Source organism: Campylobacter devanensis, assembly GCF_002139915.1.
GTDB lineage: Bacteria > Campylobacterota > Campylobacteria > Campylobacterales > Campylobacteraceae > Campylobacter > Campylobacter devanensis.
Genome location: NZ_CP018788.1, coordinates 1,187,343 through 1,213,606 on the forward strand (window position 1 = coordinate 1,187,343; position 26,264 = coordinate 1,213,606).

Consider the following 26,264-nt stretch of genomic DNA (forward strand, 5'->3'; position numbering starts at 1 on the left):
CTTTTTGGCTTAAATATACTTCAGGTGCTCCCCAAAAATAAACTAGAATTTAAGTAAAATTCAGATCAATGATCCAAATTTTACTTAATTTTTTTGTAGTTTATTAATCTTTATACTTCATCTTGATTTTTTTATCTTGATAAAGACCAGTACCCACAGGTATCATACGACCTAAAATAACATTTTCTTTTAAGTCTTCAAGGTAGTCAAATTTAGCCGCTATACTAGCTTCTGTAAGCACTTTTGTAGTCTCTTGGAAAGAGGCTGCAGAGATAACACTATCACTACCGATAGCTGCTCTAGTAACGCCTAAAAGCACAGGCTCAGCGATCGCTGGCTCGCCACCCATTCTAATGATTTTCTCATTTTCTTCACGGAATTTACGACGGCTAACCATATCGCCTACGATGAAATTCGTATCGCCGCTATCTACAATTTTAATCTGTCTTAACATTTGAGATACAATAATCTCAATATGTTTATCGCTAATAGCAACGCCTTGAGAGCGATAAACTTGCTGAATTTCGCTAATTAGATATCCATGAAGTGCCTTCTCTCCAAGAATTCTTAGCACATCGTGGCTACTTACTAATCCATCAGTTAATTTCTCACCAGCATGAACAAACTCGCCATCACGGACTTGAATTTGTCTTGATTTATCGATTAGATACTCAGCCGTTGTGCCATCTTCGGCTACTATTACTACTCTTTCTTTAGAGCGTAAAGGCTTTTCAAATCTAATAACGCCATCGATTTCAGCAATTATTGCTGTATTTTTAGGACGACGAGCTTCAAATAGCTCTGAAACTCTAGGAAGACCTCCGGTGATATCTTTTGATTTTGCTACAGCTTTTGGTGTTTTAGCTATAGTATCAGCTCTTTGAACTGTAGCACCATCTTTGACAAATATCGCAGTTTTTGGCTCTAGTTGATAGCGAATTAATTTGCCATTATCAGTTGTAATAACAATTGTAGGTTTAACTCCACTTGGTAGATACTCATTAATAACTAGCCTGCTCTCGCCTGTTGCTTCATCGTATTGCTCTGTTACGCTATATCCTGGCTCGATATCTTCGTATGCCACTATACCAGCTTCTTCAGCGATTACTGGATTTGAGTATGGATCCCACTCAGCTATAACTAGCTTAGAATCAACCTGTGGTTTAGCTAAGATATCAGTAGCTACTACATCAGAGCTATCATCAAATTCAATTACGCTATTTCGTGGGATATAGTGGCGCACAGCCTCTCTATCTTCTTCATCCGCTACTACGACAAATAGACCTTTTTCTGCTACTATATCGCCTTTTTTAATCTCTCTAATTCTCTCTAGATAATCACCTTTTAAGATATAGTATTTTAGCACACCATGCGCACTAGCTACAATCTCTTGAGTTACTGGATCGCCATCAGCTACCTTAACTTCACTTGCAAATGGAATACGATTTGGAATATTCCATCCATCTTTAATCATCTCTACGATACTTTCATTCTCTTTTACTGCATCACCTTTTGAGTAAGGAATATAGAATTTACCATCTATTTTACCGCTTACACCGGCTAGCTCATTTGGTTTAGCTAAATCATGTCTTCTTAAAACATACTTAACTTCATCTTTTTTGCCTTTTATAGTGATATTTACATCTTCATGAGCAACTTCAATATCTATAACACCATCAAATGGAGCTTTAATCTTTGGTTCAACCAATAATATAGCAGCGTTTCGTCTATTTATCACTATAGATTTACCATTGTTTTCATATGTTTTTAGGTTATAATATCTTATAAAGCCCTCTTTTTGCGCTACTATTTGTCTATCTTGTTGCTCTGTAGAGGCAGTACCACCGATATGGAAAGTTCTTAGCGTTAGCTGAGTACCAGGCTCACCGATCGATTGGGCTGAGATGATACCTACGGCTTCGCCTGGTTTGACTAGTTTGCCCTCACCTAGATTTATGCCATAGCACTTAGCGCATACACCTTTTGGTGCTTTACATGTAATTGGTGTTCTAATGCTAATTGATTTTATACCAGCTTCGATAATTACTCTAGCCTTAGCTTCATCGATTAATGTGCCTTCTGTGTATAAAATTTCATTAGTAATAGGATCGATAACATCATCGCTTAATACTCTACCTAAAACTCTCTCTTCTAAACTCTCAATTAACTCACCACTCTCAGTGATTTCAGTAATTTCAACACCTTCGTGAGTGCCACAATCATCCATTGTAATCTTAACATTTTGAGCAACATCAATTAATTTTCTTGTTAGATATCCAGCATTTGCGGTTTTAAGCGCAGTATCAGCAAGACCTTTTCTAGCGCCGTGTGTTGAGATGAAATACTCAAGGACATTTAGACCCTCACGGAAATTTGAAGTAATTGGTGTCTCAATAATACTACCATCAGGCTTAGCCATAAGACCACGCATACCAGCAAGTTGGCGAATTTGAGCCGCACTACCCCTAGCGCCGCTATCAGCCATCATATAAATAGAATTAAATCCGCTCTTATCATTTTTGATGAGTTTCATCATATCACTAGCTACTTTGTTGTTTGTATCTGTCCATATATCAACAATTTTATTGTATCTTTCTGAATCAGTTAGCAAACCTGAGCCATATTGATTTTGGATTTCACGAACTCTTTTTTTGGCTTCATCTACATATGAATATTTGCTATCAGATACTATTATATCAGCTATTGATATGCTAACTCCAGCTTTTGTAGCGTATCTAAACCCAAGATTTTTAAGCTTATCCAAAAATCCCGCTGTGGATTCTAAACCGCCATTTTTATAGACATAATCAACTAAATTTGCTATGTCTTTTTTCTTCATTACCTTATTCCACATACTCTCTGGAACTGAATTCTCTCCCAAATCAGGTAGAATTGATTTGATAATCAATCTCCCCGCAGTTGTAAATACAGTCCTACCATCTACCATTGTCTTAATCTTAGCATGCAGATCAAGGAAGTGAGTCTCAACTGCTATCATAACTTCATCAACGCTAGCAAAAATTTTATTTGAGCCTATTACATCTACTTTTTCAAGGCTTAGATAATATATACCAAGAACCATATCTTGGCTAGGGACTGTCACAGCTTTACCACTTGCTGGAAGCAAGATATTCATAGAACTAAGCATTAAAATTTTACACTCAGCAATTGCCTCTTGAGATAAAGGGACATGAACGGCCATTTGGTCACCATCGAAGTCAGCGTTGAAAGCCGAACAAACAAGTGGATGAAGCTGAATAGCCTTACCTTCTATTAGTACTGGGTGAAATGCTTGGATAGACATTTTATGTAGAGTTGGCGCTCTATTTAGTAGTACTGGATGATCAGCAACAACCTCTTCAAGGCACTCCCAAACCTCATTTGTCTTATCTTCTATCATCTTTTTAGCTAATTTAACATTTGTAGCATAGCCTTTTTCTTCAAGGCGGGCTAAGAGATGTGGTTTAAATAGCTCTAAAGCCATTTTTTTAGGCAATCCACACTGATCCATCCTAAGTCTAGGACCAACAACGATAACGCTACGACCAGAAAAATCTACCCTTTTACCAAGCAAATTTTGTCTAAAGCGCCCTTGCTTACCTTTAATAATTTCGCTTAGAGATTTTAGAGGGCGTTTATTCGCACCTTTTACAGCATTTGCTCTTCTGCCATTGTCAAATAGAGCATCTACTGACTCTTGCAACATTCTCTTTTCGTTACGGATAATAATCTCAGGCGCATCAAGCTCCATAAGTCTTTTTAGTCTTGCGTTGCGATTTATAACACGGCGATAAAGATCATTGACATCACTAACTGCGAATTTACCACCATCTAGGCTAACAAGAGGTCTTAAATCAGGCGGTAAAACAGGTAAATTTGTTATCATCATCCACTCTGGGCGATTACCTGAATTTAAAAAGCTCTCAACTACTTTTAATCTTTTTACAATACTTTTTTTCTTAGCTTCGCTATTTGTGCTTTCAATCTCTATTTTTAACTGCTCTAAGATGCTAACAAGATCTAAATTTTCAAGCATATCACGGATGACTTCACCACCCATTCTAGCACTAAATCCACTATCAGCAAATCTTTGTTCTAAAAGTATATATTGCTCTTCATTTAAGACATCATAAATTTCAACTTTTTTGCTATTTTCGTTATCATAGTATGCTTCACCTGGATTTTCTACTATATATGCTTCATAGTATAATACACGCTCTAAGTCTTTCATTTTAATACCAAGAAGAGTTCCGATACGACTAGGAAGTGAATTTACATACCAAATATGCGCCACTGGGGTAACTAGCTCGATATGTGCCATTCTAGAACGGCGAACCTTAGAGCTTGTAACTTCAACTCCACATTTTTCACATTTGATACCCTTATAGCGCATCTTTTTATATTTGCCACATAAGCACTCATAATCCCTAATAGGCCCAAATATTTTAGCACAAAATAGACCATCTCTTTCTGGTTTTAGAGTTCTATAGTTGATGGTTTCAGGCTTTTTAACTTCGCCATAACTCCATGCTTTTATACGTTCAGGACTTGCTAATCTTAATTTAAATGCTTCAAAATCCCTTGGTCTTGCATCTTCTTTAATCTCTATAGGTTTTAACTCACTCATTATCATTATCCTCATCGTAAATCTCAACATCTAGTGCTAGAGATTTTAGCTCGTTTGTTAAAACAAAAAATGTCTCTGGAATACCTGTACTTGGGACATTTTCACCTCTAGTTAATGCTTTATAAGCTAACCATCTTCCTTCAACATCATCAGATTTTACAGTTAGCATCTCGCGAAGTGTATGAGCCGCACCATAAGCTTCTAAAGCCCAAACCTCCATCTCTCCAAATCTTTGACCGCCGCTTAAAGCCTTACCGCCGACAGGTTGCTGCGTAACTAAGCTATATGGACCAGTACTTCTAGCATGGACTTTTTCATCTACTAGGTGGTGAAGTTTTAGCATATACATACAACCGACATTTACACGCTCAGCCATCTTAGATCCGGTTCTACCATCGTATAATTCAGTTTTACCATCCATATCGATCTTTGCCATCTCAAACAATTTGCTAAATTCTTCAGCCTTAACCCCTTCAAATATAGGAGTAGCAAATCTTACACCGCTTGCCCAATCTCTTGCATATTCTATTAGCTTCTCATCATCGATTTTTTCTAATATTGCTTTGGCATCCATTAGTCTTGATACATCAGCTATTTCAATCATTTTAGCTCTTAATTCTATTATCCATTCTTTTGATTTTCTATCAAAAATCTCTTGAATTTGCTCACCAAGCTTCATACCTACAAGACCTAAGTGGCTTTCTAAAATTTGACCAATATTCATACGACTAGGAACGCCTAGTGGATTTAAAACAATATCTACTGACCTACCATCTGGCAAATAAGGCATATCTACATCAGGGACGATATTAGACACTATACCTTTGTTACCATGGCGACCAGCCATTTTATCTCCAACTTTTAGCTTACGCTTAGTAGCTACATATACTTTGACAAGTTTGACTACTCCGCTTGGCAAAATATCATCTTTTTCTAAAATTTCAAGCTTAGCATCATGCTCATCTTTTAATTTTTTCTTCTCATTTTGGAAGTAAGCTTTCATATCTTCATAGCTTTTTTGTACATCTTTACTAAAGCTTTTTACATATGAATTTAGAGTAAATCTATTTATATTGGCAAGATACTCTTTTTGTATCTTTTGACCTTTTACATATGTAGTTTTACCAACTTCTAAATCGCTTTGAAGTTCGTTATTAGCTAGTAAAGCAGTTACTCTTAACATCTCTTCTCGGTCAAGCATTAAAAGTCTATCGTGATGCTCTTTTTCTAAGATATTTTTCTCATCTTCATAGGCTTTAAATGATCTTGAGTCTTTTTCATAGCCTTTTTTAGTAAAGATTTTAACATCGATTACCACACCTTCCATGCTTGCTGGAGCGTATAGGGATTTATTTACTACATGGCCAGCCTTTTCGCCAAAGATTGCTCTTAGAAGTCTTTCTTCTGGAGTTGGCTTAACTTCACCTTTTGGAGATACTTTACCTACTAAAATCATACCAGGCTTAATATGAGTACCGATTCTTACGATACCACTTTCATCTAGATGCTCGATCTCTTCTTCTTTCATATTAGGAATATCTCTAGTAATCTCTTCTACGCCATCTTTTAGCTCTCTAGCTTCAATCTCTTTTTCATAGATATGAACGCTAGTAAATGCATCTGTGCGAATCATTCTCTCGCTCATTACAATAGCATCTTCATAGTTATATCCATTCCACGGCATAAAGGCAATTAAGGCATTTTTACCAATTGCTAGCTCACCTTGATCCATACTAGAACCATCGGCAATTATCTGACCAGCTTCTACTTTTTGTCCTTTTTTTACGATTGGGTGTTGGCTAAATGTCGTATTTTGGTTGGTACGCATATTTTTTTCCATGGTGTATTGATCTATATATGGACCATTTTCATCTTCGCCTAGAATAAATATATTTTTATTATCAACTTTTTCTATTACACCGCCACGTCTTGCTTTAATAGCTTCCCAAGCATCACGTGCTACAATAGCTTCCATACCTGTACCTACAATAGGTGCAGTTGATTTTAAAAGAGGCACAGCTTGGCGTTGCATATTTGAACCCATAAGCGCACGGTTAGCATCATCATGCTCTAAAAATGGAATCAATGAAGCAGCTACCCCCATAACCATACCGCTACAAAGGTCAATTAGTGTTACATCATCTCTTTTGGCAAGTATCATCTCACCATCTTGTCTAACCTCTATTAAATCCTCGCTAATCATACCATTCTCATCTAAGATTGTAGATGCTGGAGCGATAATATGACCCTCTTCTTGAGTTGCTGTAAGATAGACAATTTCATTTGTTACTCTACCATTTTCTACTTTACGATATGGAGATTCAACAAAGCCTAAATCATTTACTTTAGCATATGTAGAAAGAGTATTTATAAGACCGATATTTTGACCTTCTGGGGTCTCAACTGGACAAATTCTACCATAATGAGTAGGGTGAACGTCACGAACCTCAAAACCAGCTCTTTCTTTAACTAAACCACCTTCACCAAGTGCTGATAATCTACGCTTATGAGTAACTTCACTAAGTGGATTAGTTTGATCCATAAACTGACTTAGTTGACCACCGGTAAAGAATTCCATAATAGTAGTGGTAATCATCTTAGGATTTACAAGATCATATGGCATAATCTCATCGATATTATTGCTTAGGCTTGTAAATTTATCCCTAATAGCCTTTTGCATTTTTACAAATCCTAAATGAAGCTCATTAGCTAAAAGCTCACCAATAGAACGAATACGGCGATTACCTAAATGGTCTCTATCGTCTATATGACCTTGACCATTTTTTACCTTAATTAGATATTTAGCAGTTTTAATGATATCTTCATTAGTTAATACTGTTACATAATCAGGCGCATTTAATCCAAGCTTGTGATTCATCTTCATACGACCAACCTTGGTTAGATCATATCTTTCTGGATTAAAGAATAGATCATTTACAAAACTTCGAGCAGCTTCTTTAACTACAGGCTCACCTGGACGCATAACTTTATAAATTCTAATTGCAGCTAGATCATTTTCATCTTCTACGCCTTCTGTTTGTTTAAGAAGTTTGAGAGTCTCATAATCTTGCAAAAATGAGTTAATAATAGCATCGTCGACTCCATTTGCTAAATCATTTGCTATCTCTATACTATCTTGCTCATTAGCGATTTTAGCTATCTTATTCTCATCGAGTTGTGTAAGAGTATCATATAAAACCTCACCACTATCTTTATCGATAACAGGACTAGCAAGATATCTATTTACCAATGTTTCAAGCGGATATTCTATAAATTTAACGCCATCTTCTATTAATTTATCAGCTTTTTTTCTAGTTAATCTCTTACCAGCTTGATGTAAGATATTGCCATCTTCATCTTTAATATCATAATCAACCCTACCAGTAAAGTCATCTGGATTAAACTCTACTAAGAATTTATTATTTTGAATTTTTAGAGTTTGCATAGGGTAAAATAACTTCACGATATCTTGTTTTTTATATCCTAAAGCCCTAAATAAAATGGTAATTGGCACCTTACGACGCTTATTAATACGGACATATAATACATCTTTAGTATCATACTCAAAGTATAACCAAGATCCACGATCTGGGATAATCTGAGCAGTATAAATAAGTTTATTTACAACCGTAGGACTCTCTTCTTCTTTAAAAATAACACCAGGACTTCTATGCAGCTGATTAACAACAACTCTCTCAACACCGTTAATAATAAATGAAATTCTATCGGTCATTAAAGGAATTTCACGAACAAATATCTCTTGTTCTTTGATATCCTTTACTCCAATTTTTTCACCTGTTTTTTCATCTCTATCATGAACTATTAATCTAATTTTAATTTTTAAATTTACAGAATATGTCAAGCCTCTTTCCATACACTCTCTAATAGTATATCTAGGCTTACCAATTTCACTACTGACATATTCAAGCGAAAGTCTATTTTGCGGATCGTGAATAGGAAAAATAGATTTAAATACTTTTTCGATTCCGCTTTCGGTTTGTGAATTATCAAGATTTAAAAAATGATCAAAACTCTTTTTTTGTAATTGTAATAAATTTGGAACATCAATCTCTTTAGCAACATTAGAAAAATCTACCCTAAGACGATTTCCAGAATAAAGGCTATTTAGCATTTTATTACCTCTATAGAATAGTTAATTGAAAGAACATCGTAAAAACGACAATGGAGTTGGAAGCGAGAAAATCTCGCTTCTACAAAATTGTAAATTATTTAAGTTCGACTTTAGCGCCAGCTTCTTCAAGTTGTTTTTTAGCTGCTTCAGCTTCTTCTTTGCTCGCACCTTCTTTAAGAACTGATGGAGTACCTTCAACAGCATCTTTAGCCTCTTTAAGACCAAGACCTGTTAAAGCACGAACAACTTTAATTACTTCTATTTTTTTAGCACCACTATCAACTAGAACAATGTTAAAATCTGTTTTTTCTTCAGCAGCTTCAGCAGCTCCGCCAGCTACAGCACCAGCTACCATAACAGGAGCAGCACTTACACCAAATTTTTCTTCAAATTCTTTTACTAATTCACTTAGTTCAAGAACTGATAAATTTGAAATAAACTCTAATACATCTTCTTTAGTTATTGCCATTTTAATTCTCCTAAATTTTATTTTTTAAATTAAGCAGATTGCTCTTTTTTCTCTTTAAGCGCATTTAAACCAATAGTGAAATTTTGAATTGGCGCATTCCAAACTTGTAGTAGCATAGCAATAAGTTCGTCGCGAGACGGCATTTTTGACAATGCAACAACTTTAGATACAGGAGCAACTTCACCATCAATATAAGCTGTCTTGATTTTAAATAGATCTTTATTAGCTTCTTCAAATTTAGCTACAACTTTAGTAACCGCTAGTTGGTCTTCGCCCCATACAAAGATATTTGTATCTTTAAGCTCCATACCATCTTTAGCAGAGTTATTCAAAGCTATTTTTGCTAAAGTGTTTTTAATAACTTGAACTTTTACATTTTGCTCTTTAGCAGCAATTCTTAACGCCTCAAGTTTTTTAACACTTAAACCTCTATAGTCACATACTACTATAGCTTCGCTAGCTTTAAATTCAGCCTCAAGGTTTGAAATAATTTCAGCTTTTTCGTTTCTAGTCACTTTCATTCTCCTTTCCGACCGGTGATTTCAAGCAGAGAGAGCGAAAATACGCTCAATTAAGCTTACGCCTCGGCTATCTCCAATCTAAGATAAAAATATTAATTATTTAAGATCCATAAGCTCTTGAGTTTCAAGAGATATAGATGGACTCATTGTTAAAGATAGTGCTGCAGATTTAATATATTTACCTTTTGCAGCTGCAGGTTTATGTTTATTTATCATCTTAATAAAGGCAGAGATATTATCATTTAGCTGCTCTTTTGTAAAGCTAACTTTACCTAGGCCAGCATGAATATTTCCTTGTTTATCAACACGGAAGTTAACTTGACCATCTTTAGCATTTTTAACAGCCTGAGCAACATCCATAGTTACTGTACCAGTTTTAGGATTTGGCATTAAGCCTTTTGGTCCTAAAAGACGACCAATTTTACCAACTAAGCCCATCAAATTTGGAGTAGCAATAAGCACATCAAAATTGATAACTCCCTTAGCAATTTCATCAACAAAATCCTCAGCGCCAACTATATCAGCGCCAGCTGCTTTGGCTTCATCAGCCTTAGCATCTTTAGCAATTACTGCTACTCTTACAGTTTTACCAGTACCAGCAGGTAAAACTACTGAACCACGAACCATTTGATCAGCATGTCTAGGATCAACATTTAATTTAAGTGCTATTTCAACTGTTTCATCAAATTTAGCTGAAGCAAGTGTTTTAACTGTCGATATAGCTTCATCTAAATTATAAATTTTATTTGAATCTACTTTCTTAAGTAGTTCTGCAAATCTCTTTGTAGTTTTTTTTGACATTAATTTCTCCGCATTTTTAAAGTGCTACCACTAATTTTAAATCCTAGTGGTAAGGATTAATCTACTACAGTTATACCCATAGAACGAGCTGAACCAGCTATAATTTTAGCAGCTTGCTCTCTATCTTTTGTATTCATATCAACTATTTTTTTATCAACAATCTCAAGAATTTGAGCTTTTGTTAACTTGCCAACTTTATTTTTAAGCGGATTATCCGCACCTTTAGTGATGCCAGCAGCTTTTTTGATTAGGTCAGTTGCTGGTGGTTGTTTTGTGATAAATGTAAAGCTTTTATCTGCATAAACAGTAATAACAACTGGAATATTATAACCAGCCATATCTTTTGTTCTTTCGTTAAATGCTTTACAAAATTCCATAATATTTACACCTTTTTGACCCAAAGCAGGACCAACCGGTGGACTTGGATTTGCTTTTGTAGCTGCAATTTGCAATTTAATTTCACCTACAACTTTTTTAGCCATAAACTATCTCCTTAGACTATCTTTTCAACTTGTGAATACATAATTTCAACAGGCGTACTTCTACCAAATATAGATACATTTAAGCGAAGTTTGCCATGAACCATATCATACTCTTCTACAGTTGCGTTAAAGTTTGCAAATGGGCCTTCTGTAACACGAACAATTTCGCCAGTTTCAAATGAAATTTTTGGTTTAGGCGCTGCTCTTTTACTAACCTTTTCTAAAATAAGATTTATATCTTTATCGCTTAAAGGTGTTGGTTTCTTTGCTTCACCAATAAATCTGCCAACCTTAGGAAGAGACTGAATTTTGTGCCAAAGTGCAGTATCAAGATCCAAATAAGCGAAAGCATAACCTGGATATAGGCTTCTTTCGTTAATCTTTTGCTTTCCATTTTTAATCTCAATTACATCTTCAGTAGGAACGATAACTTCTAAAAGTTTCTCTTCAATACCATGATCTTTTACTAGATTTTCAATGGCTCTTTTGACACTCATCTCACTACCTGCATAAGTTTGAATAGCATACCACTTATGTGCCATAACAGATCCTTATACAAGCTTAGAAACAGAAAATGACATAATTAAATCAACCAAAGCTAAAAATAAAGAAACTATAGTAACAACAGCAAAAACTGTTATAAAAGCATTTCTAATCTGCTCTTTGGTAGGAAATATAACCTTGCCAACTTCTGCACGTGATAATTTTAAATAACTTATAAACTTTTCCATATCTAACCTTTTGTGGCAGGGCAAGAGGGATTCGAACCCCCAACCATCGGATTTGGAATCCGGCGCTCTACCGTTGGAGCTATTGCCCTATATAAATACAGCCAAGAAGTTAGCTTATTTTAGCTTAACTTCTTTATGAACTGTATGTTTTTTTAATCTTGGACAATATTTTTTAAGCTCTAACTTTTCAGTTTTTGTTTTGCTATTTTTGGTTGTTGTGTAATTAATATCATTACACTCAGAACACTTTAAACCAATTTTAACTCTATTTGCACTTGCCATATTTTTTCCTTAAAAAGGGTGCAAATTAAATTCGCACCCATAAGTTAAATTACTTAATAATTTTAGACACAACGCCAGAACCAACAGTTCTACCACCCTCACGGATAGCAAATCTTGTACCCTCTTCTAGCGCAACTGGAGCAATAAGCTCAACAGTTATTTTTAGGTTATCGCCAGGCATAACCATCTCTGTACCTTCTGGTAGAGTGATTGAACCAGTAACATCTGTTGTTCTTACATAAAATTGTGGTCTATAGTTATTAAAGAATGGAGTATGACGACCGCCTTCTTCTTTAGTTAAGATATACACTTCACCTTCAAATTGTGTATGTGGAGTGATAGATTTTGGCTTACATAGAACCATACCTCTTTCAACATCTTCTTTTTTAGTACCACGTAATAGAACGCCTACGTTATCGCCAGCTTCACCTTGATCCATCTCTTTTCTAAACATTTCAACACCAGTAACTGTTGTTGTTTGAGTATCACGGATACCAACGATTTCAATAGTATCGCCAACTTTCACAACACCTTTTTCAATTCTACCTGTAACAACTGTACCGCGACCAGAAATTGAGAATACATCTTCAATTGGCATTAAGAAATCTTTATCAGTTGCACGAGCTGGAGTTGGAATATAGCTATCAACTGCATCCATAAGAGCCATAATTTTAGCTGACCACTCACCATCTATACCAGCTTTAGCTTCTTCAAGCGCTTGAAGAGCAGAACCGCTAACGATTGGAGTGTCATCGCCTGGGAAATCATATTCACTTAGAAGTTCACGAATTTCCATTTCAACTAACTCTAAAAGTTCAGCATCATCAACCATATCAGCTTTGTTCATAAAAACAACGATATATGGAACACCAACTTGGCGAGATAATAGTATATGTTCACGAGTTTGTGGCATTGGGCCATCAGCTGCAGAAACAACTAGGATAGCGCCGTCCATTTGAGCAGCACCAGTAATCATATTTTTAACATAGTCGGCGTGACCTGGACAGTCAACGTGTGCATAGTGACGATTTGTTGTTTCATATTCAATATGAGAAGTAGCAATTGTAATACCTCTCTCTTTTTCTTCTGGAGCATTATCGATATTATCGTAATCTTTAAGCTCTGCAAGACCTTTTCTTGATAAAACAGCAGAAATAGCAGCTGTTAGTGTAGTTTTACCATGGTCAACGTGACCGATAGTACCAATATTTACGTGTGGCTTATTTCTTGAAAACTTCTCTTTAGCCATTGTATCCTCCGTTATAAAATTCAACTTTTATACTTAAAGTTTGTATTTTTTGTATTTCTTATTTCTACTTTTATGGAGCTCATAGCGGGACTTGAACCCGCGACCTCTTCCTTACCAAGGAAGTGCTCTACCTCTGAGCCATATGAGCGTTTCTAGATATGGAAACTTCAGCTTGGCAAAACAGAGTTATACTAAAATTATACAAACACCGAAAAACTAAAAAATGACTAAGATTAACTGCAGAATAGAATATAAATTCAAAAAAACAGCTCCCAGTCAAATTTAAATGGAGCGGGAAACGGGACTCGAACCCGCGACCCTCAGCTTGGAAGGCTGATGCTCTAGCCAACTGAGCTACTCCCGCGTATAGCAATGGTGGTGAGACGTGGATTCGAACCACGGAAGACATAGTCAGCAGATTTACAGTCTGCCCTCGTTGGCCACTTGAGTATCTCACCCTAAGTAATTAAAATAATGATTGCTATATGTATCTGGTCAAACACTGTAAAGATAAATGGAGCTGGTGAACGGAATCGAACCGCCGACCTACTGCTTACAAGGCAGTTGCTCTACCGGCTGAGCTACACCAGCACCTTTAACTTGTGAGCTGGAATTATAGCTAATTTTATTTTATTTGTCAAGGCTTTTTTGAATAATTATAAAAAATTTCGCCAATTTTTTATAATCGGCGAAATCTTAGTATTTAGAATTTATTTTTATTTATATTAGTAAGCATCTCTTCACTCATCTCTTCAACATTATTTGAGATACTAGCTATTTTAGTAGTTTCTTCATAATTGCGTTCTGTACCATTCTCTATAGCGCTCATAGCTTCGTTTATTTGATTGATTGCTGCAGTTTGTTCGTTAATGCTAGCACTCATATCAGTAATACTTTGAGTTAAAATATTTACATTAGCTTCAATTTCAGTTAGAGATTTGCCAGTTTTTTCAGCTAATGTTCTAACTTCATCGGCCACAACTGAAAATCCTCTACCATGTTCACCAGCACGAGCAGCTTCTATAGCAGCATTTAGAGCAAGTAAATTTGTTTGTTCAGCTATATCTTTAATGATAATAATAATATTTTTAATATCATCACTTTGCTTTATAACCTCATTTGCTCTTTCATTTATAGAATTCATTGAGCTGCTTAACTCCTCTACGGCTGCGGCACTCTCTTGTAAAGATGCTGCTTGAAGTTTTGATGATTCATTTAATTTATCAATTCCATCTTTCATATTGTGTGATGCTTCATATAGTGTTTGACTGGATTTTTGTGATAGGCGTAGCATCGCTACAGTAGCATCACCTAACTCATTTACACCATCAGCCATTTTAAGAAGATAGTGTTTTAAATTCTCATTTGAGGCTCTTTGAGTATAGTCATGCTCTGAGTATTTGGCTATAATTTTAACTATCTCATTTATATTTTTTTCAAGTGCTAAGGCCATGTTGTTTAGCGTCTCTTGTAGTTGTTTCATTAGTGGAGAATCGCAATTGCTATTTAAACGCACATTAAAACTACCTTGAGATAGCTCTTTTAGAGTTTTTACTGTTTCATTAATAAATTTACGCTCAGAGCCGATTTGAATGCGTAAATTTGATATATTTTGGTTAATCATCTTAGCTATTACGCCAAATTCATCTTTTGAGTTAATATCTATGGTCTTGCAATCATCTTTTTCATGTCCAAGGAAAGCAAAAAATCCTCTAAGCCCATCACTAACTGGCTCAATTTGAGCTATCTTTTTACGAAGAACAATAGAACCAAGCACAATCACGATAATGTTAATAATGAATAATCCTAAAACAGCATCAAAATATAGTGTAGTTTTATCAATTTTAGATTGCACTTCTTGATCTGTTCTGCTCTTAAGCATCACAAAAAACTCATCAATTGGCTCCATAATTTTAGCTTTTTCAATGTGATATTCTTTAGAATGAGTTAAATCAATTGCTAGGCCTGCATCTGGCTGACCTATGATGGTGTATTGACCATTACTATCCATAAATTTACCCATTACCGCATTCATAGCTCTAGTTTCGATATCTACTAAGTGATTTGAGCGAGCCTCGGACTCTTTTAATTTATCTAGCTCGGCTCTACTAAAGCCTAACGCTTCCATTTTTTTAGTCAAAGCAATTGTCTCGTTACTATCTGGACGAGGTTTTTGGCCTGTTGCTGCTACAAAATCCCAATAAATTCTTTCATAATTCATAGGTCTTGGAACTTTACCATTTCTAATATCTAATATAGTATTATACTGGTCAATATAGTGACTATCACCTGTAACGCTATAAGTACGAGCTAATCTAGTTAAATCATCAGAACTTTGGCGAAGTTCATCAGCTAGTATATATGACTGATATCTTCTCTCAGATGCCTCTATAAGCTCATCTTGTACACCAATCACTCCAAGTAGAGCGACTAAATTTAAAACGACTATAGTAATAATCGCACCAAAAATAGCATAAAACAAGGTAGTGAATTTCATGAAAATCCTTAAAAATAGTAAAATTGCGATTTTGTTATAATACAAACATTGTAGTTAAATATTGCTTAAGTTTATGGGTAAATATTAATAATTTATTTAAAGAATTTTAACTTCGCGTGAGAAAACTCACGCAATAAATATAATTGAGTTTATAAACTCTCTTTGATCTCTATAGTAGTAATTTTATCCCCTTGTCTAATCGCATCTAAAACACTCTTGCTCTCATCATCTATCAACTCGCCAAATATAGTATGAACACCATTTAGATGTGGCTGAGCGCTATGGCATACGAAAAATTGGCTACCGCCTGTATCTCTGCCGGCGTGTGCCATGCTTAGGCTACCTCTATTATGTTTGCGTTTTTGACCGACACATTCGCATTTGATTCTCCAGCCTGGGCCACCAACTCCATTACCGTACGGGCAACCACCTTGGATAACGAAATTTGGTATAACTCTATGAAAATTAAGTCCATCATAAAATCCAGATTTAGCTAATTCTACAAAGTTAGCTACAGTTTGTGGGGTCTCATCTGGATATAACTCGGCTATCATATCGCCTTTATCTGTTTTGATAACTGCGAATTTACATTTAGATAATTCATTGGTATCTATATCATATATTTTTAACTCTTCCATTAATTCTCCTTATTCTATATTTGTATATACTGCTTGGATATCATCGTCATCATCAAGCTTATCTAAAAGCTTTTCAATCTCACTAAGCTCTTCATCATTGAGCGAAATTGTGGAATTTGGAATGTATTGTAAGCTACCTTTTTTAAGCGTTAGATTACACTTCTCAATCCCATCACTAAGTGTGCCAAAGCTCTTATAATCACCATATATCATCAAGCTATTTTCACCTTGTTCTAATAGCTCAAGACCATAATCTATAAGCTCTAATTCTAACTCTTCTAGATCGCTACTTGGTAACTCTACTTCAAATACCGCCTTACGACTAAACATAAAGCTAAGGCTACCACTTGGTAAAATCTCTCCACCATTTTTGTTAAATATAGCCTTTACATTTGCTACTGTCCTAGTGGCATTATCAGTAGCTGCTTCTACGATGATTTGAACGCCGTGAGCGGCCTTGCCATCATAAAATATCGTTTTGATATCGCTACTATCTTTGCCACTTGCTCTTTTGATTGCTGCGTCAATATTATCTTTTGGCATATTTTGAGCTTTGGCTGTAGCTATGGCTGAGCGGAGTTTTGGGTTCATGTCTGGATCGCTCCCGCCCTCTTTGGCCGCTACTGTGATCGCTTTGGCTAATTTGGGGAATAACTTGCTCATCTTATCCCATCTAGCCTCTTTACTAGCTCTTCTATACTCAAATGCTCGTCCCATTTTTGTCCTTTTGGATTTTCTAAGGCGGTAATTATATCAAAAAATCGTTAAATTTTAATTAGCTATATAATTATATAATTTTTAAAATCTCAATTAAATTTAGGATAAATCGTGAAATTTGAAGTTAAAAATATCAATTGCCAAAGTTGTGTAAATTTGATTAAGAATTCTCTTGAAGATGAATTTGGCACTATTATCATTGATTTAACAAGTGAGCCAAAAATTCTTACTATAGATATAAATAGTGATGAGATTAAGGCTAAATTTATAGATGAGCTAAATGAGCTTGGCTTTGAAGTTATTAAAGAAATTTAGGAATTTACTTGAATAAGATTGAGTTAAAAATCAGCGGAATGAGCTGTGTAAATTGTGCAAATTCTATTAAAAAATCAGCACTAAAAATCCCGGGAATAAAGTCTGCAAATGTAGATTTTAACACTCATTGTGCTGTATTTGAATATGATCAAAATGCTGATATAGAAGCATTAAAAAATAAAATTATTAAACTTGGTTTTGGTATTGCAAACAATCAAGATGAGCTTGAAAATGCTCAAAATCAAGAATTAAAAAATTACCAAAATAAATTTATAATCTGTTCTATAATTAGCGCAGCTCTTATGTGGGCAGAGATGAGTAAATCCAATCCTATACCTATGCCATTTATGATTGCTTTGGCTTTTATTGGGATATTTTATTGCGGATCTAGTTTTTACTCTCATGCATTAAAGAGCTTAAAAGAGCGTAATTATGATATGAATGTACTAATATTTTTGGGTACTTTTTGCGCATTTTGCTACTCTATTTTTGCTACAATTTTTCATAATCAAATTCCAACAAATCTAAACTATCTATATTTTAGCGGTGCGACAATGATTATAACCTTTGTCTTGCTTGGCAAATATTTAGAAAATAAAGCCAAAGCCACTGCTTCATCTTACCTAAAATCTTTAATAAATCTAAGCCCAACCAAGGCTTTTATCATCTCTAGCGATGGGAGTACCAAAGAGACTTTAGCTAGTAGTCTTAAAATCGGAGATATAGTTTTAGTCAAAACTGGCTCTATAATTCCATGTGATGGCATTATAGAAAATGGAGGTGCTGAGATAGATACAAGTGCAATAAATGGCGAAAGTATGCCAGTTTATAAAAGCACTGGTCAGATGGTATATAGCGGTACTCTAAACTGCAATGGCCATATATTAATAAAAGTTACTAAAAGTCCAAATGATACCTTACTGGCTCAAATTTTAAATCTTATTCAAAACGCAGCTAGTAAAAAGCTATCTATCTCACGCATAGCTGATAAAGTAGCAAATATTTTCATCCCTTTAGTAATAGCTACTTCTGTGGCTACATTTTGTATCTGGGCTAGTTTTGGTATGGAATTTAATGGAATTTTAAGTGCTATTTGCGTGCTTATTATCTCATGTCCTTGTGCCTTAGGACTTGCTACACCAATTGCTATAGTTTGTGCTATATCACTGGCTTTGAAGCATTCAATTTTGATTAAAAATCCAGTTGTCCTAGAGCAATTCAACGATATTAAATTTGCCGTATTTGATAAAACTGGAACCATCACAACAGCAGATATAAGCGTAATAGAAACCAGTCTTAATAAAAATGATTTATCCATAGTAGCCAATATCTCAGCACTAAACTCGCACCCAGTTTCAAATGCGATTACAAACTACGCCAAAGAGCTAATCAATGTCAAATTTCAAAGTAAATTTGAGTATATTAGTGGGCTTGGAATTAAAAGCGATAATGTTTTAATAGGCAATGAAAGATTACTAAATTTAAATTTAATATCCATAGACAAAAATCAAAAAGCCATAATAGAGCAAAAAATGGATATTGGCTATGGGGTTATCTTAGTAGCGATTAATGGCAAATTTAGCGGTTATATCGCAATTAGCGATACTATAAAGCCTGAGGCAAAAGAGGTTATAAAGAGCCTAAAATCACAAAATATAACCCCAGTAATTTTAAGCGGAGATAGTCATAAAATCAGCAATCTAGTAGCCAAAGAACTTGGTATTGATATGGTTTATAGCGAGGTTTTACCACATCAAAAATATGAGATAATAGAAGATTTAAAAAAATCAGGAAAAGTCGCATTTATAGCAGATGGAATCAACGATGCTGCTGCATTAAGGGCTGCTGATATCTCTATAGCGATGAACTCTGGAAGCGATCTAGCTAAAAATAGCGCCGATATAATCTTAATGCAAAATAGCCTAAATGGAGTTATAAAAAGCATAAATCTAGCCAAAAAAAGCAACACTACTATAAAACAGAATTTAACTTGGGCGTTTGGATACAATACTATTTGTATTCCAATTGCTGCTGGAATTTTAGAGCCATCTTTTGGAATTCATCTTACACCGATGTGGGCAGCACTTGCTATGAGTCTAAGCTCTATTAGCGTAGTTTTAAACTCTTTAAGATTAAAACTAGCTAGAATTTAGACTATGTTTATTCACATAGATCTTGATGCATTTTTTATCAGTGCAGCTGCAACAATAGATAAAAGCTTAATTGGTAAAAAAGCCGCCGTAGCAAATGGAAGTAAATTTGATATATTTGGCGACTATCATGAGTATGGCATAATTTTAAGCGCTACCTATGAAGCTCGTGCTATAGGAATTAACTGCACTATGCACTCAAGTTTAGCTAAAAAACTCTGTCCTGATTTAATCATCGTTCCAACAGATTTTGAGCTATATCATAAATTATCAAATTCTCTTTATAATTTATTGCTTAATTATACTGATGAAATTGAGAAGTATAGTATTGATGAGTATTTTATAGATCTTGCTGGAACAAAATATGATATTAATCCTTTAGTATTTGCTAATAAGCTTAAATTTGAGATAAATAATAAACTAAATTTACCTTGTAGTATAGGAATTGCGCCAAATAAACTACTAGCTAAGCTTGCAACCAATCTAGCAAAACCTAGCAAAATATATCAAATAAATAGTCCCCAAGAGATAGAAAATCTACAAATTTCCAAGCTTCCAGGAGTAGGTAAATCTCTTTATAAAAGTTTACAAAAATATGGAGTTACTACTATTAAAGATGCTCTAAATGCCAAGCATATATTTGACAAACTTGGCAAATATGCCATAAATCTTTATAGCTCTTTAAATTTAATCCATCAAGACAAAATTATTAAAAATCAGCCACGCAAATCTCTAGCTATAGCTAGAAGCTTTGCCCCAATTAAAAATAGATATGATATCAATAAAAGATTAATGACTCTATGTAGACATCTATATTTTGAAGTAGCTTCACTTGCTTTAACCCCAAGCAGGATCGAGCTAAAACTTCGCTATAAAGGACAAGAGCAAATAAGCATAAGCACTACTATTAGTGCTAACTTTACTCACAAATTTTTAGAACAGATTACTAAAGAGCTATTTATAAACTTAGATAAATTTAAAGAGTATGAGATAAACTATCTAAGTCTTTGTGCGGCTGGATTTGATAAGCAGCAACAGCGATCTTTATTTGATACTCAAAGTCCAAAAAATAGCAAAATTAGCACTGCCATAATGCAAATTCAAAAAAAATATGGCGTAGATGCTATTAAAAGCCTATCTGAGTTTTAAGCAAAATTTAGCTAAAATCAGCAAAAAATTTAAGGAAAATTATGAAAGTAGCCGATGCGTACTCTATGATTTGTATGGTTTTTGCTAGTAATTTTGCTAATGCAATCACTGATGAAGCAATCAAAAAACTACAGCCAACTTGGATGATAAAAACCCAAAATCTAGAAAATGAAAAGGGTAACGCCCTGCTAGCTAGAGCTTTAATGCACTGCAAAGCTGAGGAGATTGCTGCAGATTTGGATAATTTTAAAGTTGCGTGCTCACTAAAATTTTTTAGGCAAGTTAGCGATGAAGAGATAGAGCATTTATATAAACAGCTTAACTTTGATAAGCCATTTACTAACTTACGTGCTACCCATGTTTCAAATATGTTTGCTCTACTTGGCGTTATATTTAAAAATAATACAAATGAAAAAACTCATACAATTCTTGGAATGTATTTGGTTGATTTTTTCCTGCCTAGTTTGGTGTTATTTGCTAAATTTCTACGTTATAATGCCAAAACTCCATATTATCAAGCTATGGGCGAATTTATAATGGATTTTATAAAAACTCTTAAGACAAATTTGGGGTTAAAAATTGACGTTAAATAGTTGGAATTTAATCTATTTAAATATGAATCCAGTGGCATTTAGCCTATTTGGATTAAATATACACTGGTATGGAATTATGTATGTTTTAGCCTTGCTAGTAGCGCTTTGGATGGCTAAATTTTTTGTTAAAAAAGACAAACTACCAATCTCAAATTCGCTTTTAGATAGCTACTTTTTCTGGGTTGAAATCGGCGTAATTTTAGGTGCTAGGCTAGGCTATATCATCATTTATGACCCAAATACCCTATACTATCTCACTCAACCTTGGCAGATATTTAATCCGTTTATAAATGGCGAATTTGTAGGTATTCGTGGAATGAGCTACCATGGTGCTGTTGTTGGATTTATTATTGCGACTCTTCTGTTTTGCTATAAATTTAAGCAAAATATCCTTTTATATCTTGACCTTGTAGCAATTAGTGTGCCATTAGGTTATATCTTTGGTAGAGTTGGAAATTTCTTAAATCAAGAGTTAATTGGTCGTACTACTGATGTGAGCTGGGGTGTAGTAAGTGCAGGAGTATTGCGTCATCCTAGCCAACTTTATGAAGCTGTGCTTGAAGGACTAGTGATATTTATTATTTTATATTTTTACCGTATTTATAAACGATTTAACGGTGAATTAATCGCCCTTTATGCTATGCTTTATCCCATTATGAGATTTATTTGTGAATTTTATAGAGAGCCTGATTTTGGTATTGGGTTTGTCGCATTTGGGCTAAGTATGGGGCAAATTCTCTCTATTATTATGTTTGGCTTTGGTCTTTGGCTATATATTTGGCTTAAGTGGGTAAAAAAGTAGCTTAGAGATATTCTGTATTTATCCACTTTAAGCCCTTTAAGTTGTCATTAAAAGTAAATATAATTAAATTATCTATTTTTAAGTGATTCTTTTAATATATTTTTAATATCTTTAGTTATCTCTTCTTCGCTCTCAATCATCTCGTATAGCTTAAATCCAGCCTCGATAATCGCATATAGCTCAGGCTTTGTTGTTCGCCATCTTTGTAGTGTTCTAGTAGTGGTGCGTAGTATCCGCGCTTTATCTTGCATAGTGTATTTCATAATGATAGATTAGCAGATTTGTATTTAAATAAAAATTCGGATATTATTTCGTAATTTTATTAAAAATTTAGACTTAATGCCTTATAATTCATTTTGCCAACTTACAAAAAGGATTAAAATGTTTAAGGTGATTAAATATTCCATTTTTGCTGGAGTGTTTTTGACTTTAGCAGGGTGTGGAACAAAAATTGAAATCTTGCCAGAAATAGTTGAATCTAGCAAAGACCAACATATAATCTACGCTAAATTTGATAGCAATAAAACTTATATGAAAAAGTATCTACCAAGTAATGTTATAATAAAAGATGACGCTCCTATTAGCGTTAAGTATAGTTTTACCAATATAAAAACAGGAAATATAACAATTGAACATAATTTAACATTAGAAATGAAAGCTGATTTGAAATTTTTTAATAACAATAAAGAGATTAATATAACTTCATTTTGTAATACATATAAACATGCATCAGTATTTTCTTATAGTAATTATACAAAATTCAGAAAAGTATGTATTCCTGAAATTCAAAAAAATCTACAACAGCAGATAAATATTAAATTTGAAAAAGGAGAATTTAATGTATTTAAATAAAATCTTTACAGTTTTAACTATTTTCATTATGGCGATTATTTTCACTGGATGCGGTGCTAGAGGAGCTTATTTTAATAAATTTGAACAACCTACCGATGGAAATGCTTCAATTTATGTATATAGACCTGCTATGTTTTTTCGTGGCGGTATGAGATATAATGTCATAATAAGCGATGATGGTAATGATATAACAGAAGGATTAATGAGCAATGGTGCCTATATTTTATACACAAGTTCCAGCAAATAGAGAAATAGAGATTAAAACCGATACTACAAGCATAGGATCAATTTTAATCGATACAGAAAATCAAAAAACTTATTGTATAAAATCTTATCCCGTTCAAGGTTTTATCTCTAGAGCTAAAATAATGCAAGTTGATATGGAGACTTGTCAAAAAGAGATTATAAATACTCAATTACATGAATAATTACTCAAGCCTAGATTTCTAGGCTTGGTTTTATCCAAATTTATTTCAATGCCTTTCAATTTTGTTTTATAATAATAGCTAAATTTAACTAAAATTCACCGGATCGATATCAGGTAAGGCGCCATAATCTCTAGCAATTTTACTAGCCTTTAATAGCGGAGTATGAGTAGCAGATCGTAAAAGTATCTGATAGCGGTGCTTAGATGCTATCAACTCTATGATGCACTTACCATACCCTACTATCTCTAGCTCGGCCATACTCTTTAGCTTGCCTAAAATTTGCTGCATTTTACTCACAGCCTTAGATTCATCTTTATCTTCAATTTTAATACGCAAAAGCCTCATAAATGGTGGATATAGTCCCTCTCGCACAGCCATCTCATCAGCAATAAAACGATCAAATTCATCCATATATTCAGCAAAAAACTCACACTTTAATCCCTGAATAATCACCCTGCCATAGTTAGCACGCCCCGCACGCCCCGCTACTTGCATAGCTAGAGCCAGACTCTTGCTTCTAGCTTGATAATCACTATAATCTAAATGCTCATCAAGCCCCATAATGATAGCAAGGCTAACATTATGATAATCATGCCCTTTGCTTAACATCTGAGTACCGACAATTATATCAATTTTATATTCATTAAAATTTTTAAGAAGAGTTGTTAGTTTTTTTTGTGTAGTAATCTCATCACGGTCAAATTTCGCTATAGATGCAAATGGAAAATACTCTTTAATCTGAGCGACTAACTCACTAGTTCCAATTTTACGAGACTCTAGCATATCACTATTACACTGAGCGCAAACACTAGGAATCATACAAGCAAATCCGCAGTAATGACATCTCATTGCCCTATTTTTTTTATGTAAGCTCAGAGCAATAGAACAGTATGGGCACTGCATACTTTGGCCACACTTTTGACAAATTAGAAATTTAAAATTCGCTCTAGTTGGTAAAAATATTATTACCTGTTTTTTAGCCTGCAAGGCTTGTGAAATCTCACCTAAAATTAACTCATTTAATCCTGTTGGACTATGATCATAGATATACTCTTTTTGTGATGCGTAAAATCTTCCTTTTAGCCTAAAATTCGGAAATTTAGCATAGCTATTTAGACTTGGTGTAGCACTTCCTAAAATGCATTTTATCCCCATTTTATTTGCAATATAAATAGCTAAATCTTTAGCATTATAGTATGGGTCGCTGTTGCTTTTATAACTCTCATCATGTTCTTCATCAACTACAATTAACCCCAAATCACTAAAAGGCAAAAATAGTGCTGAGCGTGCGCCTGCAATTAGACGAATTTTGCCTTGACTAAACTCACTTAGCAAATTTTGCTTTTTTTTAGGTGTGATTTTAGAGTGCCACACACCTACGCTATCTCCAAAATATGCTTCTAAGCGCTCTTGCATCTGCGGTGTAAGAGAAATTTCAGGCATTAAAAATAATGCTTGCTTACCTAGGTTTAAATACTCACGAATTAAGCTAATATATATCTCACTTTTACCGCTTCCTGTATCGCCAAAAAGCAAACTAATAGGATTTTTTTTAATAAATTTAGCAGCTTCAAGTTGTAGAGGGCTTAAATTTGGCGCTTTGATAAAACTACACTTTGATTTGCGATAATGGCTAAAAGGTTCAAATAATCCTAATGAAACACCAATTTCGCAGGTATAGTAATAACTAATAAATTTAGCCAGTGTAATTTGTAGCTGTGTAAAGGTTAAATTTAACCGCTCAATAACTGGCAATGTTTTAAAATCTGGCTTTGGTACTGCTTTTATTATACAACCATTTTGAGTTTTATTTCTTAGCTTTATAGTAACTATTTCAAATTCATTTAGCACGCACTGACTCTCATATGTAAGCGGAGCTAAATTTGCACCTATTATGGCAATCTCATAGTAGTTCATAGTTTTAGTTTATCACAAATTTCTTGTGGGCTTAGGCAATTTATAGTAGCATTGCTATCATAGCTAAATCTCACGCTATTATCAAAAACTAAATTTTGATTATCAATACTCCACTTGTGTAAATTTAACTCAGTTAAAATTTGCGAATTTAAAACTGGTTCTTGCACTTTAGCACTAAGTAAAAGAGCGGTTTTTTGGTGGAGAATATTTGCTTGAATTGTAGCTATATCGGTTTTGATTTTGAGTAAATTTGCATCATCTTTACTAAAAAATAGCCTTGGCACTGCTATTGCTAACAAAACACCAAGGATAATAATAACAAATGTTAATTCAATTAAGCTAAATGCTTTTATCATGAGTTAGGGCTTTGTCTATATTGCCAAGAATCGAGCTTAGCTCATTTTTTTGCTCATAATTTTCATAGCACTTTTGAATAAAGGCAGTAAGCAAAGCCTTGATAGTAAGGAGATTTTTATCATCCAAATAGTGTCGTAACTCCTCCTCAAAATAGTCAGCAAATTCATCATCAAGAGTAATATTAAAATCTTTACTAGCTATATTTAAAGAGATTTGTCTCATCGACCAAGCACAGCCTCAACTTGCTTTAATAAATCATCGCTAGCTAGGTCTTGATTTTTTAGCTCCTCTTCAAGCCTCATTATTTGATTTGATTTAGCTTCGTTTTGTGCTTTAACGCTAATTAATTCATTTCTTAAAGCCTCATTAGCTTCGCATACTTCTTCATATTTTAGCATCAGCTCAGTTACTTTTGAAGCTAGATTATTTAAAACCTTTCCGTTTTCTAACATTACAAATCCTTATTTTATGGTGATTAAAGTGGATAATTTTATCATATTTTTTGTAAATATGGGCTAAATTTTAGCTATTTTTTAGCAATTTTAGTGTAAGAAA

General features: G+C 34.2%; 25 protein-coding genes, 5 tRNA genes and 1 pseudogene. 8 read left to right on the plus strand and 23 right to left on the minus strand.

Annotated features, from left to right (window positions below):
• Positions 1-103: 103 nt before the first annotated feature.
• From rpoC to CIGN_RS05985, 18 genes and pseudogenes are all read right to left on the minus strand, one after another.
• The gene (gene rpoC, locus CIGN_RS05900) at positions 104-4,627 is read right to left on the minus strand and encodes a DNA-directed RNA polymerase subunit beta' (RefSeq protein WP_086302761.1); all 4,524 of its coding nucleotides are present in this window, start codon (positions 4,625-4,627) and stop codon (positions 104-106) included.
• Entirely contained in the window at positions 4,620-8,759 is a 4,140-nt protein-coding gene (rpoB, locus tag CIGN_RS05905) for a DNA-directed RNA polymerase subunit beta (protein ID WP_086302763.1), read from the minus strand. Before rpoB ends, rpoC begins: the two co-directional genes overlap by 8 nt.
• A 94-nt stretch (positions 8,760-8,853) precedes the next feature.
• Positions 8,854-9,228, minus strand: coding sequence for a 50S ribosomal protein L7/L12 (rplL, locus tag CIGN_RS05910; protein ID WP_086224027.1), 375 nt, complete (start codon positions 9,226-9,228; stop codon positions 8,854-8,856).
• Between the two features lie 29 nt (positions 9,229-9,257).
• Complete coding sequence (gene rplJ / locus CIGN_RS05915) at positions 9,258-9,743, minus strand: 50S ribosomal protein L10 (RefSeq protein ID WP_086226552.1); 486 nt, start codon at positions 9,741-9,743, stop codon at positions 9,258-9,260.
• A gap of 102 nt (positions 9,744-9,845) precedes the next feature.
• The gene (rplA, locus tag CIGN_RS05920) at positions 9,846-10,550 is read right to left on the minus strand and encodes a 50S ribosomal protein L1 (protein WP_086302765.1); all 705 of its coding nucleotides are present in this window, start codon (positions 10,548-10,550) and stop codon (positions 9,846-9,848) included.
• A gap of 56 nt (positions 10,551-10,606) precedes the next feature.
• The gene (rplK, locus tag CIGN_RS05925; protein ID WP_086224024.1) at positions 10,607-11,032 is read right to left on the minus strand and encodes a 50S ribosomal protein L11; all 426 of its coding nucleotides are present in this window, start codon (positions 11,030-11,032) and stop codon (positions 10,607-10,609) included.
• A gap of 11 nt (positions 11,033-11,043) precedes the next feature.
• Entirely contained in the window at positions 11,044-11,574 is a 531-nt protein-coding gene (gene nusG / locus CIGN_RS05930) for a transcription termination/antitermination protein NusG (RefSeq protein ID WP_086224023.1), read from the minus strand.
• A 9-nt stretch (positions 11,575-11,583) separates the two neighbouring features.
• Positions 11,584-11,763, minus strand: a complete 180-nt coding sequence (gene secE, locus CIGN_RS05935) for a preprotein translocase subunit SecE (protein ID WP_086224022.1) — start codon at positions 11,761-11,763, stop codon at positions 11,584-11,586.
• 13 nt (positions 11,764-11,776) lie between these two features.
• A tRNA-Trp gene (locus CIGN_RS05940) sits at positions 11,777-11,852 on the minus strand.
• Between the two features lie 25 nt (positions 11,853-11,877).
• Positions 11,878-12,045, minus strand: a complete 168-nt coding sequence (gene rpmG / locus CIGN_RS05945; protein WP_086226555.1) for a 50S ribosomal protein L33 — start codon at positions 12,043-12,045, stop codon at positions 11,878-11,880.
• Positions 12,046-12,094: 49 nt separating this feature from the next.
• A complete protein-coding gene (gene tuf, locus CIGN_RS05950) occupies positions 12,095-13,294 on the minus strand; it encodes an elongation factor Tu (protein ID WP_086232358.1) in 1,200 nt (399 codons plus the stop codon).
• Positions 13,295-13,367: 73 nt separating this feature from the next.
• Positions 13,368-13,442 (minus strand) — tRNA-Thr (locus CIGN_RS05955).
• 139 nt (positions 13,443-13,581) lie between these two features.
• Positions 13,582-13,658 (minus strand) — tRNA-Gly (locus tag CIGN_RS05960).
• A gap of 9 nt (positions 13,659-13,667) precedes the next feature.
• Positions 13,668-13,752 (minus strand) — tRNA-Tyr (locus tag CIGN_RS05965).
• A 57-nt stretch (positions 13,753-13,809) separates the two neighbouring features.
• Positions 13,810-13,885: transfer RNA gene (locus tag CIGN_RS05970), tRNA-Thr, on the minus strand.
• Between the two features lie 112 nt (positions 13,886-13,997).
• Positions 13,998-14,402: pseudogene (locus tag CIGN_RS08515) on the minus strand (methyl-accepting chemotaxis protein); the annotation flags it as partial.
• A 1,538-nt stretch (positions 14,403-15,940) separates the two neighbouring features.
• Complete coding sequence (locus CIGN_RS05980) at positions 15,941-16,429, minus strand: peptidylprolyl isomerase (RefSeq protein ID WP_086224018.1); 489 nt, start codon at positions 16,427-16,429, stop codon at positions 15,941-15,943.
• A 9-nt stretch (positions 16,430-16,438) separates the two neighbouring features.
• Positions 16,439-17,146: a YebC/PmpR family DNA-binding transcriptional regulator gene (locus CIGN_RS05985; RefSeq protein ID WP_086238538.1), complete on the minus strand. Its 708-nt coding sequence runs from the start codon at positions 17,144-17,146 to the stop codon at positions 16,439-16,441.
• Positions 17,147-17,257: 111 nt separating this feature from the next.
• Between CIGN_RS05985 and CIGN_RS05990 the strand changes: the two genes are divergently transcribed.
• The 5 genes from CIGN_RS05990 to lgt are packed head-to-tail and all read left to right on the plus strand — an operon-like array spanning position 17,258 to position 22,155.
• Positions 17,258-17,461 carry a heavy metal transport/detoxification protein gene (locus CIGN_RS05990; protein WP_086226559.1) on the plus strand — a complete coding sequence of 68 codons (204 nt, stop codon included), beginning with the start codon at positions 17,258-17,260 and terminating at the stop codon, positions 17,459-17,461.
• A gap of 8 nt (positions 17,462-17,469) precedes the next feature.
• Complete coding sequence (locus CIGN_RS05995; RefSeq protein ID WP_086302769.1) at positions 17,470-19,614, plus strand: heavy metal translocating P-type ATPase; 2,145 nt, start codon at positions 17,470-17,472, stop codon at positions 19,612-19,614.
• 3 nt (positions 19,615-19,617) lie between these two features.
• Entirely contained in the window at positions 19,618-20,760 is a 1,143-nt protein-coding gene (locus CIGN_RS06000; protein ID WP_086302771.1) for a Y-family DNA polymerase, read from the plus strand.
• Positions 20,761-20,801: 41 nt separating this feature from the next.
• Positions 20,802-21,353, plus strand: coding sequence for a hypothetical protein (locus CIGN_RS06005; protein ID WP_086224014.1), 552 nt, complete (start codon positions 20,802-20,804; stop codon positions 21,351-21,353).
• A 22-nt stretch (positions 21,354-21,375) separates the two neighbouring features.
• Positions 21,376-22,155: a prolipoprotein diacylglyceryl transferase gene (gene lgt / locus CIGN_RS06010; protein WP_086303215.1), complete on the plus strand. Its 780-nt coding sequence runs from the start codon at positions 21,376-21,378 to the stop codon at positions 22,153-22,155.
• Positions 22,156-22,223: 68 nt separating this feature from the next.
• Here the strand turns inward: lgt and CIGN_RS06015 are convergent, their stop codons facing one another.
• Entirely contained in the window at positions 22,224-22,418 is a 195-nt protein-coding gene (locus CIGN_RS06015; protein WP_086228798.1) for a hypothetical protein, read from the minus strand.
• A gap of 118 nt (positions 22,419-22,536) precedes the next feature.
• Between CIGN_RS06015 and CIGN_RS06020 the strand changes: the two genes are divergently transcribed.
• Genes CIGN_RS06020 through CIGN_RS06030 form a run of 3 tightly spaced genes read left to right on the plus strand, consistent with a single transcriptional unit; the run spans position 22,537 to position 23,435 of the window.
• Positions 22,537-23,007 (plus strand): hypothetical protein, encoded by a 471-nt coding sequence (locus tag CIGN_RS06020; RefSeq protein ID WP_086302773.1) that lies wholly within the window; start codon positions 22,537-22,539, stop codon positions 23,005-23,007.
• Between the two features lie 28 nt (positions 23,008-23,035).
• Positions 23,036-23,254: a hypothetical protein gene (locus tag CIGN_RS06025; protein WP_143297689.1), complete on the plus strand. Its 219-nt coding sequence runs from the start codon at positions 23,036-23,038 to the stop codon at positions 23,252-23,254.
• Positions 23,217-23,435 carry a hypothetical protein gene (locus CIGN_RS06030; RefSeq protein WP_086302777.1) on the plus strand — a complete coding sequence of 73 codons (219 nt, stop codon included), beginning with the start codon at positions 23,217-23,219 and terminating at the stop codon, positions 23,433-23,435. Before CIGN_RS06025 ends, CIGN_RS06030 begins: the two co-directional genes overlap by 38 nt.
• Before the next feature lie 84 nt (positions 23,436-23,519).
• Here CIGN_RS06030 and CIGN_RS06035 read toward each other — a convergent pair whose 3' ends face one another.
• The 4 genes from CIGN_RS06035 to CIGN_RS06050 are packed head-to-tail and all read right to left on the minus strand — an operon-like array spanning position 23,520 to position 26,161.
• Positions 23,520-25,352 (minus strand): primosomal protein N', encoded by a 1,833-nt coding sequence (locus tag CIGN_RS06035; protein WP_086302781.1) that lies wholly within the window; start codon positions 25,350-25,352, stop codon positions 23,520-23,522.
• Positions 25,349-25,708, minus strand: coding sequence for a type II secretion system protein (locus CIGN_RS06040; protein ID WP_086224012.1), 360 nt, complete (start codon positions 25,706-25,708; stop codon positions 25,349-25,351). The genes CIGN_RS06035 and CIGN_RS06040 overlap by 4 nt, the downstream gene beginning before the upstream one ends.
• Positions 25,692-25,931 (minus strand): hypothetical protein, encoded by a 240-nt coding sequence (locus tag CIGN_RS06045; protein WP_086224011.1) that lies wholly within the window; start codon positions 25,929-25,931, stop codon positions 25,692-25,694. The genes CIGN_RS06040 and CIGN_RS06045 overlap by 17 nt, the downstream gene beginning before the upstream one ends.
• On the minus strand, positions 25,928-26,161 hold the full coding sequence (locus tag CIGN_RS06050) for a hypothetical protein (RefSeq protein ID WP_086224010.1): 234 nt from the start codon (positions 26,159-26,161) through the stop codon (positions 25,928-25,930). Before CIGN_RS06050 ends, CIGN_RS06045 begins: the two co-directional genes overlap by 4 nt.
• Between the last annotated feature and the right edge of the window lie 103 nt (positions 26,162-26,264).

Coding starts and splice junctions, on each gene's coding strand:
- rpoC (WP_086302761.1), bottom strand. CDS start 4,627: ATGAGTGAGTTAAAACCTATAGAGATTAAAGAAGATGCAAGACCAAGG.
- rpoB (WP_086302763.1), bottom strand. CDS start 8,759: ATGCTAAATAGCCTTTATTCTGGAAATCGTCTTAGGGTAGATTTTTCT.
- rplL (WP_086224027.1), bottom strand. CDS start 9,228: ATGGCAATAACTAAAGAAGATGTATTAGAGTTTATTTCAAATTTATCA.
- rplA (WP_086302765.1), bottom strand. CDS start 10,550: ATGTCAAAAAAAACTACAAAGAGATTTGCAGAACTACTTAAGAAAGTA.
- rplK (WP_086224024.1), bottom strand. CDS start 11,032: ATGGCTAAAAAAGTTGTAGGTGAAATTAAATTGCAAATTGCAGCTACA.
- nusG (WP_086224023.1), bottom strand. CDS start 11,574: ATGGCACATAAGTGGTATGCTATTCAAACTTATGCAGGTAGTGAGATG.
- secE (WP_086224022.1), bottom strand. CDS start 11,763: ATGGAAAAGTTTATAAGTTATTTAAAATTATCACGTGCAGAAGTTGGC.
- rpmG (WP_086226555.1), bottom strand. CDS start 12,045: ATGGCAAGTGCAAATAGAGTTAAAATTGGTTTAAAGTGTTCTGAGTGT.
- tuf (WP_086232358.1), bottom strand. CDS start 13,294: ATGGCTAAAGAGAAGTTTTCAAGAAATAAGCCACACGTAAATATTGGT.
- CIGN_RS05980 (WP_086224018.1), bottom strand. CDS start 16,429: ATGGAAGAGTTAAAAATATATGATATAGATACCAATGAATTATCTAAA.
- CIGN_RS05985 (WP_086238538.1), bottom strand. CDS start 17,146: ATGGGACGAGCATTTGAGTATAGAAGAGCTAGTAAAGAGGCTAGATGG.
- CIGN_RS06000 (WP_086302771.1), top strand. CDS start 19,618: ATGTTTATTCACATAGATCTTGATGCATTTTTTATCAGTGCAGCTGCA.
- CIGN_RS06005 (WP_086224014.1), top strand. CDS start 20,802: ATGAAAGTAGCCGATGCGTACTCTATGATTTGTATGGTTTTTGCTAGT.
- lgt (WP_086303215.1), top strand. CDS start 21,376: ATGAATCCAGTGGCATTTAGCCTATTTGGATTAAATATACACTGGTAT.
- CIGN_RS06015 (WP_086228798.1), bottom strand. CDS start 22,418: ATGAAATACACTATGCAAGATAAAGCGCGGATACTACGCACCACTACT.
- CIGN_RS06020 (WP_086302773.1), top strand. CDS start 22,537: ATGTTTAAGGTGATTAAATATTCCATTTTTGCTGGAGTGTTTTTGACT.
- CIGN_RS06025 (WP_143297689.1), top strand. CDS start 23,036: ATGGCGATTATTTTCACTGGATGCGGTGCTAGAGGAGCTTATTTTAAT.
- CIGN_RS06030 (WP_086302777.1), top strand. CDS start 23,217: ATGGTGCCTATATTTTATACACAAGTTCCAGCAAATAGAGAAATAGAG.
- CIGN_RS06035 (WP_086302781.1), bottom strand. CDS start 25,352: ATGAACTACTATGAGATTGCCATAATAGGTGCAAATTTAGCTCCGCTT.
- CIGN_RS06040 (WP_086224012.1), bottom strand. CDS start 25,708: ATGATAAAAGCATTTAGCTTAATTGAATTAACATTTGTTATTATTATC.
- CIGN_RS06045 (WP_086224011.1), bottom strand. CDS start 25,931: ATGAGACAAATCTCTTTAAATATAGCTAGTAAAGATTTTAATATTACT.
- CIGN_RS06050 (WP_086224010.1), bottom strand. CDS start 26,161: ATGTTAGAAAACGGAAAGGTTTTAAATAATCTAGCTTCAAAAGTAACT.